Below are 13,816 nucleotides of genomic sequence, written 5' to 3' on the forward strand. Positions count from 1 at the left end.
GCTAGCTGGAGGATTGGATCCCGGCTCCGATTTCAGCCTCGGCGAGCGCGAGCGCCTCTATGAGTTTATCCTGCGGAAGCCGGGCCTTGAGCGCAGCCTTGAATTCGGGATTGCGCAATACAAAGCCAAGCCGCGCCAACAGATGCAGATGCATATGCACCGTCGGGCTGACCATCGAAAACAGGATGTCAACCGGCTGCCCATCAATGGAACCGAACTCGATGGGCGTTTCCAAAAAGCAGAGGGTAATCGTCGGGCGGGTAACGTGCAGAACGACGGGGTTGCGCACGTGCGGGATGGCGATGCCGTCGCCCAAGCCGGTGGAGCCGAGGTTTTCGCGGGCCAGAAGCACTTCGTAGAAGAAGTCTCGGTCGACCTCCGCCGGCAGCTGCATCGCGTCCACCACGTTGCGCAGCACCGTGGGTTTGTTTTCGCCTTTCACGCCATAGACGATCCCGCCCGTCCCCAATGCTTCTACCAGCCCCGGGAAGTGCGCCATGTCACTCGCGTCATGCGCGATATGCGCAATCTGGCGGCTGGTGGCCCATTCAAGGATTTCTGCTTTATTGAAACGACAGTGCTCGTTGATGTGGTAGACGGGAATATCCCCCTGCTTGATCCATCCATAGATCGTTTTGTTGTCTACGCTTAATAGTTTTGCGACATCCTTGACCGACAGTTGCATGACTCTCCTAATGGCTATGCTATTTTAAGATTCTATTTGTTCCGATCCGGGGAAAACCTCTTCTACAACACCGGAAAACTGGTTTACGAACAGCACTTCAATCTGAGCTTCCGGGAAGTGCCGGTGCAGATGGAAGGCGGCGGTTTTAAGTTTAAAATGCACTTCGCCGTCAGTGAGCGTATCGGGGCGACACCCTCCGGCCAAGGCGAGACGTTTGAGCGAAGTGCCTTCCAAAAAGTCCGCGATGTGGTTGAAAAGAACCTCCATCGCCGAGTCGTCTACATGGTGGAACAACAGATGAAGCGGATCTTCGGCGGTCAGCAGGTCTATGCGTTCCGCCCCCCACTGTTCCTCTAGGAATTTCCGGGCGGGATATTGGATGCCGCTGTCGTAGCGGCTGATCAGCACGCCGCCACTGATGGATTGGTTTTTTTTCATCAATGTACTCCTTGGGGTTAAAAAACGAAATAGCGCAAATAAATGTAGAGGTGGGCAATCAGCAGCGAGGCGATCATGAACGGGAAGCCGTACTTCGTGAACGACCAGAAAGTGATCTTGCAGTTGTTGCGGTTCGCCACCTGGGCAATCACGACGTTGGCCGAAGCGCCAACCAGCGTGCCGTTGCCGCCGAGGCAGGCCCCCAGCGCCAGCGCCCAGAGCAGCGGCTCGGCAATCTGCGTGTGGACCAGCGCGGGATCGTCGATGCCCATCTGCAGCGCAAAGATCGGGATGATGCCTTTCACGAGCGGGATCATGGCCATCACCAGCGGAATATTGTCGACGATCGCCGAGGCAATGGCGCTGAACCAGAGAATGGTCAACGCGGTGGCCATCAAGTTGCCGTTGCAGATGTGCAGGATATATTGGCCCATGGCTGCAAACACGTGATGGTGTTCGAGCGCTGAAATCATCATGAAGAGACCGGAGAAAAACAGGATCGTGTTCCACTCCACATGCATCAGCGAATGGTGGATGTCTTTTTTGCAGACGAGCACCATGACCATCGCACCGGACAGCGCAATGATGCCCGGCTCGATCTCCAGCGCGCGTCCGGCAAAGAACCCGGCCAGGATGAATCCAAACACGACCAGCGCCTTTTTCAGTACGAGAGGCTGAAGGATCGCCTTGTCGGGACGCGACTGTTCGATCCGCTTGCGGGTCTGTGCCGTGGTCTTGATCGACTTGCGGAACATGAAGGCCATAACGGCGACCAGCACCACCAGCATCACCACCACCGGCGGGCCAAGGTTGAGCAGGAAGTCGTTGAAAGACAAATGCGTTTGCGAGCCGATCAGGATGTTGGGCGGATCCCCCACCAGCGTGGCGGTGCCGCCAATATTGGAGAAGACCGCTTCCATGATCAGAATCGGAACCGCTGGAATTTCCAGCAGCTGGCAGAGCAGGATCGTAATCGGCGCCATCAGAATCACGGTCGTCACGTTGTCGAGGAACGCTGAAAGCACGGCGGTAAGAATCATGAACAGCACCGCCAGCGCCAGACCGTTGCCTTTGGCCAGCTTGGCCAGCTTAATGGCCAGCCATTCAAAGACGCCGGTATCGGTGAGCGTGTTCACCACGACCATCATGCCGATCAGCAGGAACAGCACGTTCATATCGATGGCGTGCAGCGCTTCTTCGTAGCCGATGAAGTGGAAGCCGATCATCAACCCCGCACCGATGAGCGAGGCAATCGTTTTGTCGATCAGTTCGGTGGCAATAAAAAAGTAGACCACCAAAAATACAATAATAGGAAGTAGCATGGGTAAAAAACTCCAGAGAATCAGTGGTTGATCACGTTGTCGAGAACAAGGCCCTTGTCGATCGCGCCGATCCAGCGTCCATCCTGATCGGTTACGTAGAGCTTGAGATAGTTCTGAATGGCGAGGTCGAACACGATTTCCATGATGGTGTAGTCCATCGGCACGATGCGGGCACTGGGTTCCATCATGTCGCCGGCCTTAATGTCGCTCTCGTCATCGAAATATTTTTCGAACGGATCAAACTCGGCAATGAACGAAACGCTTTTAAGGTTCGAGAAAAATTCCGGGAGCCCATAACGAAAGAGCCGCTCTACGGTGATTTCGCCCAGCACTTCGCGGCGGTCGTTCAGCACCGGAACAGCTTGAAGATTGTTCACGCTCATGAGGTGCGAGCAGGTGGCCACAGAATCCGTATCGAGCACGCTGAAACGCGGCGGCCGCATAATGTCGCGGGCGAGAATCGGCTTGTCGATCCGGGGATTATGCGCCTTGAAAATATTGCGTAGCCCGGCCGGATCCGATGCGTTGAGCACCTGTTCCTTCACGCCCTGCTCCATGAGCAGCCGCGAGAACTGCGCCATAATTTTCAGCGAAACGGATGGATCGGAAGTCGGCACGAGAATCAGGCAGATGATCTGTACGGGAAACTCCTCGAACATGACCGGCTCCTCAAACGTAGCGACGGCAAATAAAGCCTGCTTCAGCTGCGGCAGCCGGGCGTGGGGAAAAGCGATGCCTTCCCCCATGGCGGTGGTGCGCTGGGCCTCGCGGGCGATCAGCGCCTGCATAATTCCCTCGTGCGAAAGCTCACAGTTCACGGTGTAGAATCCGTTGGAACAGAGCTGTTCAAGTATGGTTCCGAGAACGGCATCGCGCGGACCTGACCCAAGCCGGGGCTGCCACGACGCCTCTCGGCGGGTATAGTTCATGATTTTCATGTTGCCGTCTCCGCTAAAGCGCCGCTTCGGCTTTGGCCTGCAAATAGTGCGCAAGAATATTCTTGGCCTCGAGCGTGCCCACCAAACGGCTCCGGGCATCGACGACTGCGATTTCGCGAATGCTGTTTTGCTGCATCAGCTCGAGCACCTGCTTAAGCGTAGAGCTGGCTTTGACGGAAACAGGAGCCTCGGCAAGGTCGCCGCCCTTGTAGAAATTCATCACATAGGAGATGGCCGGCAGCATTTCCTCTTCGTCGGACTTCTGGCGGGAAAGCTCCAGAATTTTCATAGCGATCTGCTTGGCCTGAACAATCCCAACCAGTTGGCTGTCGCCGTTTTCCAGATAGACCTTATAGCGGTCGGATGAGCAGAGCATGTCTGCGAGCTTTTCAAGCGAGATGCCGTTGTTGGCGCGCAGGCAGGACGAATTGATGAGATACGAAATATCCTTAACGGTGGTTTTTTCCAAATTGGCTTTCATTTTTTAACCCTTGAATTTGATCGATTGAACAATGAAACGCCCGAAACGGGCAGAGAAACACGGAACCGCAAGCGTGACTACCGCGGTTCAGTTGGGAAGGGTGGCTCATTGCTGCGGGATCAAATCCGCAGGGGCATCACCCAGCCGGACGCCAAAGGAGCGGCAAAGGGAGTAAAAGAAAAGAACCGGCATCGGCTGTAAACGACGGGACAGACGACCTCGCTGCGAAAGCTCTGGAGCAGGCCGAAGGAAAAGGTATCTTCCTCCACCCACTCTTCGACTTCGAGGGAGCTTTTCTGCGCGTTAAACGAGCGCTCTTCGATGCCCGCCTGAAAGTGATCGCCGGACGAATATTTGGCAAAAACGACCAGCAGACCCAACAGGAGCGGGATCAGAAGCGCGAGCCAAAATGTCCGGTTTTTCAACATGGTTGCAATCCTTAGGCCGCGGCGGTCTTCCGCCGGACGAGTTCCGCGCCAACGCTGCGGCGGGCGGCGCGCTGGTCGAGCACGCCGATGAGTTTTTCGTTTTCATCGCTTTCCACAACGGGCAGCGCTTCGACCTGGTTGTTGATCATTTCCTGCAGCGCTTCGGCGAGGTTCATTTTCGAAGAAAGGCGGTGGCGCACCGGCTGCATCACGTCGCCGACCACGAGCCACTGCCACGTATCGCGGTCGATCAGCAGCTCCTTGAGCATTTCAAAGGTCAGCACGCCGATGATTTTCCCGTCATTGGAAACCACGGGATAGACGAAGGTGTCCTGTTCGGCAAAGTGCTGCACCACGGTATTGAGCGGCGTGCCTTCGTGCAGCGGGACGATGCCCGTATCCACCACGGCGGCCACATCGAGTTCGGCCATCACATCTTCTTCCGTCACGTTGCGGCCAATTTCCCCAGCCTTCTTGATGGCCAGCTTGGCAAACGCGGGGCCGATCAGTTGGACACAGAGCGTGGTGGCGGTGACGGTGAAGATGATGAGATCGCTCAACCGCATGCCTTCCATGATTTCAATATGGTGCAGATTGTGGCTGGCCACGATGGAAAGGCCGACCGCGACGCCGCCCTGGGCGAAGATGGCCATGCCGAGATAGTCGCGCACGGGTTTTTCGGCCTTGGAAATGCTGCCGCCCCAATAGGCCCCGGCCCATTTTCCGAGGCTGCGCATCAGAACATAGGATGCAACCAACCCCCACACCCACAACGGCATGCTGCCGATCGAAAGACGGGCGCCAACAAGAACGAAGAAGATGATGTAGATCGGGGTGGCAAAAGAGCGGACGGTTTCGAACAGCTTCTTGGAACGGTTCGGCGCGCGGTTGATCAGCACGATGCCGACAGCCATGGTGGCGAGGATCAGGTCCATTTTGAACGCTATTGCGAGACCGATGCAGACCAGCAGCATGCCGATCGACATCCCGAGGCGCTTCTCGTTCTGCGGCAGGTATTTCATCATATAGTCGAGCACAAAGCCGCAGATCACGCCGAGCAGGATGGCGCCGCCCAGCTCTACGAAAGTGTGCAGAAGCGTCAGGAGGATGGAATGGTCGCCCCCCCCCTGCCCCTGAACCAGAATGGTCGCAACGCTGGTGCCGAGGCCGTAGAGCGTCATGGCAAGCGCGTCGTCGAGCGCCACGATGGCGACGATGGCGGTGGTGAGCACCCCGGCGGAGCGGTATTCCCACAGCACGTCGATGGTCGAGGCCGGGTCGGTTGCCGAAGCGATGGCGCCGAAAACAATGCCCGCCGCGGCGGAGATGATCCAGTCGTTGCAGACCGCGTAGAGAATGAGCGTCGAGGTGATGCCAACCAGCATGAATGCGGCGATCCCCTCACCGATCAGAATGGCGGTAAACTGTTTGCCGTACTTCTTGAAAATGCTCCCGCTCAGCTCGCCGCCAACCAAAAAGCCGATCAGGCCCAAAGCAAAATTATTGAAGGACTGGAGCGCCTCAATATCGGCCGGATGCAGCAGCCCGAAGCCGGTGTCGCCGATGAGGACGCCAATGACAATATAGCCAACGACCTGCGGCACATGGAACTTTTGGAAAATCCATGCACCGGCAATGCCGCCGGCAATGCAGATTCCGAGAACGGCGAGAACGCCTAAGTGAATTTCTGGCATAGCTATTGCTCCGAGTCGATGAGCAGCTTGCAGATGGCCGCCGGGTCGTTGGATGCGATGATTTCGCGACGGACGTCTGGATCTTTCAGGCGCGAACTAATGGCCGAAAGCGTACGGATATATTTCGTGTGTTGGTCGGTTCGCGCCGCGAGCATGCAGATAATCTGCACCGGCGCTTCGTCGAGAGAGGTGTAGTCGGTTACCGGATTCTTGCTGACGGCCACGGCCATCACAAGGTCGGTCACGGAATCGATGCGCACATGCGGCACGCCGATGCCGAAGCCGATGCCGGTGCTCATGAGCTCTTCGCGCTCAAGGATGCCCTTCAGCAGCGCATCGCGGTTTTTCACAAAAGGGGTTTCGGCCAGCAGATCAACCAGCTGCGTTAAAACTTCTTTTTTGGAGGGGTGGTCCAGCAGAACCACCCGCTCACGTGTAAGGACAAAGCTGGCAGTTGCGGCCTTTTTAGAACCGCTCTTCACGGCGGCTTCTTTGGAGAGACGGTCGTTTACCCACTTTTCAATGTCGGCGCGCTTGAAGCGCCAAGTGGTTCCGAGCTTGCCGCCGGGCAATTCGCTCTTTTGCGCCCAATCGTACACTGTACGCTCTGAAACGCGAATATAAGCAGCAACTTCCTCTATCGTCATAATTTCGTGCATAAACGTCACCTTACGGTTGGATTTGCGAAAAACTACGCCAAACCGCAGGGGATGCAATAATTAATGCCGATTTATTTTAAACCCGCCTTTTGCCACTTCCGGACGGAGTTGATCAAAAACAGCTCTTCCGCTTGCTTCAAATCCTCAATTGTTACGATTTGCTCCTCAACCTCGCCCATTTTTAGCAAATATTGGCGGAATGTGCCGGCCAGCAGACCACACTCAACGGGAGGGGTAACGAGCTTCCCTTTCCGACGGATGACCACATTGGCGATGGTGCTTTCGGTCACTTCGCCTTTTTCATTCCAAAGAATCACGTCGTCGCAATCAGGGAAGTCCGCTTTGGCATCCTCATAAACCGCTCGGTGCGTCGTCTTGTGAAACAGGAAGACATCCTGCGAATCAACCGGCACCTTCGCGAGAGCGATGTGGAGGGGCGGACGTTTTCCGCCCTCGGACGCAGAGGCCTGCGTCCCTCCAGCTTGCAGCGGAAACGTCTGGATCTCCGTATTTCCGTCTCTGGCAACCAGCAGGCGAATCCTTAAGTTCACACCTGCGCAGGTGTGAATTTTTTCTTCCAATGCCTGCAATAGGGCATGCACATCCAATGGAATGTCAAAATAAGCGGCCGACTTGCCCAAACGTTGCAGGTGTTCGTCCAGCAGAAACATGCCCGTCTCCGGCTCCCACAGCATCGTTTCCAATAGTTGGAAGTCCGGCCTCGGCTGGGTCAGCACCCGCGCCTTGGTTAGCGTTTCCTCAAATTCGGCCTCGGCGTCCGAGTCCCAGACAATGCCGCCGCCAATGCCGAACTCGAGCCTGCCGTTTTCAATTAAAGCGGTACGGATCGCCACGCTGAAACATGCCTCGCCCTGCGGGGTGATGAACCCGATGCCGCCGGTGTAGATTTTGCGCGGCGACGTTTCCAGTGATTGAATAATCTCCATCGTCTTCGCCTTCGGCGCCCCGGTGATCGATGCACACGGAAAAAGCGCCTTCATCACATCAACCAAACCAACGCTTTTTTCACCACACGATTGAGCAGCAATCGCCGAAGAACTCGAAGGTTCACAAAGCATCGCTTGGATGGGATTTGTGTCCTTAGTGTCTTTGTGGTTAATCCGCCCTTGAACGGTCGAGGTCATTTGCCAGACGGTGGGATATTTTTCAACGTCGTAGGTGCTGACCGTTTCGACGCTGCCCGGCTCGGCGACCCGGCCAATGTCGTTGCGGATCATATCGACAATCATAATGTTTTCTGCGCGGTCCTTTTCGGACTGCTGAAGCGCGTCCGACTGCTTCCAATCCTCCGCAAACGTGCGCCCGCGCCGGGCGGTGCCCTTCATCGGCCGCGAAATAATCCGCCCGTTATTCAGGCTGAAGAACAGCTCGGGCGAGGCCGAACAGATCGCAAACTCATCGGTTTCAATGAAAGCGGCATAGTCCGTCTTCTGCCCGTTGACCAGTTCGTAGAAAAAGGCCCATACGTCGCCGGAAAAATCGGCGTTGAGCCGATAGGTATAGTTGACCTGATAGGTCGCGCCCTCGGCAATGCGCTCTTTGATTTCGCCAATGGCTTTGATGAAATCTCGTTTCGTAACCGAGGGCTTCAGCTCCCCCATATCGAAACGGGCACTTGGCGCCTCTTCAATATTTTCCAACACGCTCGGAGCCTGAAAGAGGCCAAGGCAGAGCAGCGGGAAGCCCTCGGCGGGCTGGGTTTTCAGGGCATGGTCAAATGCCGGCGCCGCTTCGTAGGAAACAAATCCAGCGGCAAACAGGCCCGACGCCTCCGCCTCGCGCAGCATCGGCAGCACCTGCTCGGGCGTATCCGCCCGAAGCACCCGTTCCGGACATTGGAAATGGAGCCACCGCCCCGCATGTTTTAGAACCGCCTTCATAAGCGCCCTTTTCTACCGCCCGGAAAGAACAATTAAAAGCACGCCGATCATAATTCCCACCAATACCCAGGCCTTCTTCCGCTTGTTGACTTCCTTAAACAGCACGGCTCCGACAAAGAACGCCACCAGCACGCTGCAGCGCCGGAGGACCGACAAGATAACGATGAGCGCATCGGGGTCGGTGATGCCGATAAAATAGACAAAGTCGGCGATGGTCAGGAAAATGCCGATCAGCGGAATGGACCAGCGCCACTTGAACGGCGTGGTTTTTTTGCGGTTCGGCCACCAGAGCAATCCGTTCACGAGGGTGAAAAAGATGGAGAGGTAGAGGAAATACCAGGCCAGCACCTGCACCGGCGCCATACCCTGCAGCTGAATCAGCCATTTATCGAACAGCGTGCTGCAGGTGCCGACGAGCGTTGCAAGAAAGATCAGCGCCACCCACTTGCTGCGGAGGAAATGGATGCCCTCCTCTCGCCCGAGCAGGGAAAAGGCAAAGTAGCAAAAAAAGATGATGCCCATGCCGAGCCACTGCAAAGGCTCAGGTTGCTCGTGATAAAGCAGAATCGCACCGACCAGCGTCCAGACCGGCCCGGAGGCGCGGATCGGCGACACGATCGAGATCGGCAGGTGTTTCAGCGCAAAGTAGGCGCAGATCCACGATGAGCCAACAATCAGCGCCTTAATCACCATATAGCCGTGCCATTGAAGCGGCATCGGCGCGGCATACAGGCCCATGTTTTGCATCAGGTCGGGGGCGGCCAACGAACCGAGAATCACCGGCAACGTCAGGCAGACACTCGCTAGATTCGAGAAAAACAGCGTCGGCAAAACCGCGTTGTCGTTGAGCGCATGCTTCTTGCAGAGGTCGTACACCCCCAAAAACAGCATCGAAACCAATCCCAGCCAAATCCACATATTTTGCCCTTCCAAACCTCTGCAACCCGCTGTTTTCAAGCATGAGCGGCAAACAATAGCGGCTTGCGTTTGGTTTTCAAATTAAATACTGTTCCTGCCCTGCCCTTTGGATGAGAAACGGCTCTGCCGTTTCAGTTAATGGTTATTGGTTAATAGTTAACAGGACGAATCTGTCAGGGACTTTTACGAATAACGATTAACGAATAACTGATAACTGCTGTCAAAAGCGTTGCTTTTGCTGCACTGGAGTAAAACGATGAAAACTGGACTTATTGGATGGCGAGGCATGGTCGGATCCGTGCTGATGGACCGCATGCGCGCGGAAAATGATTTTGAACAGATCAATCCCGTCTTCTTTACGACCTCGCAGGCCGGACAGGCGGCGCCGAACGTCGGAAAGAGCGACTCGGTTCTGCTCGATGCCTACGACCTTGATGCACTGATGGAAATGGAAACCATCATCACCTGCCAGGGTGGCGACTATACCACCAAGGTGCACGGCGAACTGCGTTCCAAAGGCTGGAATGGCTACTGGATCGACGCGGCCTCCACCCTGCGCATGGCCGAGCAGGCCACCATTATCCTTGATCCCGTCAACAGCCCGGTCATCGATCAGGCCCTGGCCGACGGCAAAAAGGACTTTATCGGCGGCAACTGCACCGTCAGCCTGATGCTGATGGCGATCGGCGGCCTCTTCAAGGCCGGCCTCGTCGAATGGATTTCCTCCATGACCTATCAGGCCGCCTCCGGCGCCGGCGCGCAGAACATGCGCGAACTGCTCAATCAGATGGGCTCGCTCAACGGCTGCGTGGCCGATGAACTGGCCACCCCCTCCTCTGCGATTCTCGAAATCGACAGCAAGGTTACCGCATGCCTGCAAGGCAGCGACATCCCAACAGCCAACTTTGGCGCCCCGCTCGCCGGCTCGCTGATCCCGTGGATCGACAAGCTCGTCGACGACGGCCAGACCAAGGAAGAGTGGAAGGGCTACGTTGAAACCAACAAGATTCTGCAGAACGATCCGCTGATTCCGATCGACGGCATCTGCGTCCGCATCGGTGCCATGCGCAGCCACAGCCAGGCGCTGACCATCAAGCTGACGAAAGATATCCCAGTCGAAGAGATCATGGAAATCCTGCGCAACGACAACGACTGGGTCGATGTGGTCGACAACAATAAGGAAGACACCCTTGCGCGTCTGACCCCGGCCGCCATTTCCGGAACGCTGACCGTGCCGGTCGGCCGCATCCGCAAGATGAAGATGGGTGGCGAATACCTTTCTGTCTTCACCGTCGGCGACCAGCTCCTCTGGGGCGCCGCCGAACCGCTGCGCCGGATGCTCCGCATCCTGCTGGAAAGGTAGGCTGAAGCTCTGCTTCGATCCTTCCTGAATACAGACGAGGCAGAGCCTCATCCTACAGAAAACCCCGCGATGAGAATTGCGGGGTTTTTCGTACTCTTTCGGTGATCTAACTAGAGCTCGGTAAGATCCTCTGATTCTTCTGGAAACTCCAGTTTCGGATTCTTGAGCATGCGGTGCAAAATAAAAGTCGCGCTAGCCCGGAGCCTGCGAAACTCGTCCTGAAAAAATGCCTGCGTAGTGGAATGAAGCACATTCGGCTCCTCTTCAATCGACAGAAAACTTTCCTGCAGACGGGCGATGTATAAGTGCTTGTCGAAAATGTTCTTAATGAACATAGGCGGATAGAGATTGTACATGAGCACCCAGTTTTTGGCCATTCTGCTGAGACGACCGTTCCCATCGACAAAGGGGTGAATCCGCACAAGTTCATGATGCATGTAAACCGCTCGGGTGACGGGATGCTTGATTTCCGGAAGAACGTGAAATAATTCATCGACGAGGACGGAAATCCGGGCAGGTTCTGCTCCGAAACACGGTCCGAACTGCACCGTGGTATGGCGGAATCGATTGGGATGCCGCGCCGCGGCCTCCGGAGCGATGAGTCGAAAGAGACGAAAAAGATCAACCGGAGTTTCGAGGCTGTGCTGCACTCCGATTTCGCCCACGATCAGTTCAATACCGGATTTAAGGTTCGCCAGATATTCTCTGGCTTCGTCCTCGGTTTGTGCTTCCTGCTGCGCGTTTTTCAGAGCCATCACATCGCGCAAATGCTGCATGGCTTCATAATACCGAGCCAAGAGATCCGACTGTTTATGGTCGTCGCCGAAAACAATCAGCCGATAGATCGATCTGACGGTTTCATCGAGTTCAACAAGCGGACTTTCATCAAGTCCTTCAAGATGCGCAGCAAGCAGCTTCATATGTAAAAGTGACTAATGGAAGGCTGGGGATTTGTCAAGATTGGGCACCTGCCTGTCCGCCTTCACCGTCGGCGACCAGCTCCACTGGGGCGCCGCCGAACCGCTCCGCCGGATGCTCCGCATTCTGTTGGAAAGGTAGGTTGAAGCTTCTGCTTCGACCCTTCCTGAATACAGACGAGGCAGAGCCTCATCCTACAGAAAACCCCGCGATCTGCATCGCGGGGTTTTTCGTGCTCAGCCACCTCGGGAGAGAGGACTGTCCCCGATATAATACAAGACCGGCTCCTCTTCTTTCCCCTTTTCTCGCCCTGAGCATTCAATTCAGAGCCCCGTACCGGGCGAACACAACAGCCATTTTTGTGATAATGAATCAGCCCATTTTCTGCATTTCACATTGTTGCCGGAAGAGGACGCATCCAAGAAACAGCCGGTAAACCTGTTTTGGAGACCAATCAACGCATCCCCTTGGTGCTCATAGAGGACTGGATGCCATTGTTTGTCTTTTCCGGCGTTAATATCGCTTGGATTCATTGGATCAATATCTACAGGCATGGCCTGCAGCAATACGTCTTCTTCTTTTCCAATACCAGGACTTGCCAGCACCAGCCCGTTTGATCCTGCCCGTTCCATGTACCAGAAGTTGCAGCTTTTTGCATTCCGATATGCAGGTACCGCCGAAAACACAGCGGCCTTTTTGATATTTGCAGTTTGCTCCACTGCACTTCCTACGGAAGCAGGAAGGAGCAGGTATTTCTTTGTTTCCTTGTTTCTCAGCACAAAACTCTCCTTAAACAACGGAGCTTTTTTTATGTCGGCATCCCAGACTTCGCCTAGCGATGATGCATTCAGTTTAGCTGCAAAACAGGAAGAATACCCCGTTCTATTGTAGCCAGCATATCCATAAGGGGACTTCCCGTTCGCAGGCCCGGCCCACCAGGCATCCCGCCAGCGATCGCTTTGCCGGCTGCCTCCTGGAGCATTCCAGCTTCCTGCGGCTTCCCAGCAGACCAAATGGAATTTCTCTCCCGGAATTTTCACGACATTAAAAGACCACAAGGCCGCTTCTTCCTGTGTTCCTGCAGCGCCACGGATAAAAACCGGGTTATAGGGATATTCCTCCCAAGTGAGCTGGCCGTCCTTTTTTCTGTATGCGTAGTTCTTCCCTAATTCTGAAAGCTTTGCCCGGTACAATGAAACCGTTTCTGGCCAATCATTATGCACCTTCATTTTTCCGTGCCGGGGAGTAACCGCTACCCAGGCATATACGAATTCCCCTTCTACGGTAACGCGGGTAGTAATCTGCCGAAACTGCTGCTGTGCGGTCTGGGGCTTCCATGCTTCACCCATTAACTTCCAATCCGTGGGACATTGGGCGTATCGGGGATCATCCTGATAATAATAGTTGCGTACGTGCCCGTTTCCCCCGATTGCATGCCATGCATTGTCATGGCGCCAGATGGCCGGTGCCATGGAGACCGGTTTGCCCTCCGCCCTAAGCCTTCCGAGCGGCGTCCACGATTGGCCTCCATCCGTACTTTTTGCGGCCACCGTATATATTGAGTTTGGATTCTGGCCCACATACTTGAACTTGTGGGTCAGATACAAAATGTCGGTTTGACGGGAAGGCAATGAATCAACGTATATGTTTGGATCGGCAAGCCTTGGGCCGGATCCTTCAATGCCGATATCATCTATGCCGGCTCTCAGGTAATCCGCGACCGTTAGAACGGCCGACGGTTGTTTAGTGTAGTTCTCCTGCTCCATTAAATCGCTGAAGGAGGAAACTTTTGACAACGGCAGGCTCCAAAGCCCCAGTCCGCCGGTTTCATTTCCTGTTCCAGCAAGAGGCATAGACGCACGGTAAAACAAGAGCAGATTCATCCTCCCATTGACCTTCGCCACGACTGGAGCAGGGTTTAGATTTCCATTAGGAAACCAACAGTGTCCGGGGTAACCCTTGGAGGGCGGAATAAGAGGTTTGTCGGATACCCGGTGAATCTGAAGCCGTTGGGAAAACGCCGGCGGCAACAAAAGCAGCCATGAAGAAATCAATATTCCCAACATCACTT

Annotated in this window: 13 protein-coding genes; 1 reads left to right on the forward strand and 12 read right to left on the reverse strand. The window is 55.2% G+C overall.

Features of this window, described 5'->3' with window-relative positions; genetic code table 11:
* Position 1: 1 nt before the first annotated feature.
* The 10 genes from SCARR_RS13125 to SCARR_RS13170 all read right to left on the reverse strand — a co-directional run bounded on the left by SCARR_RS13125 (position 2) and on the right by SCARR_RS13170 (position 9,464).
* On the reverse strand, positions 2 to 685 hold the full coding sequence (locus SCARR_RS13125; RefSeq protein ID WP_136062020.1) for a PTS sugar transporter subunit IIA: 684 nt from the start codon (positions 683 to 685) through the stop codon (positions 2 to 4).
* A gap of 24 nt (positions 686 to 709) precedes the next feature.
* Positions 710 to 1,123 carry a hypothetical protein gene (locus tag SCARR_RS13130; RefSeq protein ID WP_136062021.1) on the reverse strand — a complete coding sequence of 138 codons (414 nt, stop codon included), beginning with the start codon at positions 1,121 to 1,123 and terminating at the stop codon, positions 710 to 712.
* 17 nt (positions 1,124 to 1,140) lie between these two features.
* Positions 1,141 to 2,445, reverse strand: a complete 1,305-nt coding sequence (locus SCARR_RS13135; protein ID WP_136062022.1) for an ArsB/NhaD family transporter — start codon at positions 2,443 to 2,445, stop codon at positions 1,141 to 1,143.
* Positions 2,446 to 2,465: 20 nt separating this feature from the next.
* Positions 2,466 to 3,383: a PTS sugar transporter subunit IIA gene (locus SCARR_RS13140; RefSeq protein WP_168433282.1), complete on the reverse strand. Its 918-nt coding sequence runs from the start codon at positions 3,381 to 3,383 to the stop codon at positions 2,466 to 2,468.
* 13 nt (positions 3,384 to 3,396) lie between these two features.
* The gene (locus SCARR_RS13145) at positions 3,397 to 3,864 is read right to left on the reverse strand and encodes a CBS domain-containing protein (protein ID WP_136062024.1); all 468 of its coding nucleotides are present in this window, start codon (positions 3,862 to 3,864) and stop codon (positions 3,397 to 3,399) included.
* A 119-nt stretch (positions 3,865 to 3,983) separates the two neighbouring features.
* On the reverse strand, positions 3,984 to 4,292 hold the full coding sequence (locus SCARR_RS13150) for a hypothetical protein (protein ID WP_136062025.1): 309 nt from the start codon (positions 4,290 to 4,292) through the stop codon (positions 3,984 to 3,986).
* An 11-nt stretch (positions 4,293 to 4,303) separates the two neighbouring features.
* Positions 4,304 to 5,986, reverse strand: a complete 1,683-nt coding sequence (locus SCARR_RS13155) for a cation:proton antiporter domain-containing protein (RefSeq protein ID WP_136062026.1) — start codon at positions 5,984 to 5,986, stop codon at positions 4,304 to 4,306.
* A gap of 2 nt (positions 5,987 to 5,988) precedes the next feature.
* Positions 5,989 to 6,645, reverse strand: coding sequence for a PTS sugar transporter subunit IIA (locus tag SCARR_RS13160; RefSeq protein WP_136062027.1), 657 nt, complete (start codon positions 6,643 to 6,645; stop codon positions 5,989 to 5,991).
* A 71-nt stretch (positions 6,646 to 6,716) separates the two neighbouring features.
* Positions 6,717 to 8,546 (reverse strand): bifunctional chorismate-binding protein/class IV aminotransferase, encoded by a 1,830-nt coding sequence (locus SCARR_RS13165; RefSeq protein WP_136062028.1) that lies wholly within the window; start codon positions 8,544 to 8,546, stop codon positions 6,717 to 6,719.
* Positions 8,547 to 8,558: 12 nt separating this feature from the next.
* Entirely contained in the window at positions 8,559 to 9,464 is a 906-nt protein-coding gene (locus tag SCARR_RS13170; RefSeq protein WP_136062029.1) for an EamA family transporter, read from the reverse strand.
* A 256-nt stretch (positions 9,465 to 9,720) separates the two neighbouring features.
* On the opposite strand from SCARR_RS13170, the gene asd reads away from it, so the two are divergent.
* Complete coding sequence (gene asd / locus SCARR_RS13175) at positions 9,721 to 10,827, forward strand: aspartate-semialdehyde dehydrogenase (RefSeq protein WP_136062030.1); 1,107 nt, start codon at positions 9,721 to 9,723, stop codon at positions 10,825 to 10,827.
* 110 nt (positions 10,828 to 10,937) lie between these two features.
* Here asd and SCARR_RS13180 read toward each other — a convergent pair whose 3' ends face one another.
* The gene (locus SCARR_RS13180; protein ID WP_136062031.1) at positions 10,938 to 11,747 is read right to left on the reverse strand and encodes a Fic family protein; all 810 of its coding nucleotides are present in this window, start codon (positions 11,745 to 11,747) and stop codon (positions 10,938 to 10,940) included.
* A 321-nt stretch (positions 11,748 to 12,068) separates the two neighbouring features.
* On the reverse strand, positions 12,069 to 13,808 hold the full coding sequence (locus SCARR_RS28180; RefSeq protein ID WP_168433283.1) for a hypothetical protein: 1,740 nt from the start codon (positions 13,806 to 13,808) through the stop codon (positions 12,069 to 12,071).
* Between the last annotated feature and the right edge of the window lie 8 nt (positions 13,809 to 13,816).

This window comes from Pontiella sulfatireligans (genome assembly GCF_900890705.1).
Lineage (GTDB): Bacteria > Verrucomicrobiota > Kiritimatiellia > Kiritimatiellales > Pontiellaceae > Pontiella > Pontiella sulfatireligans.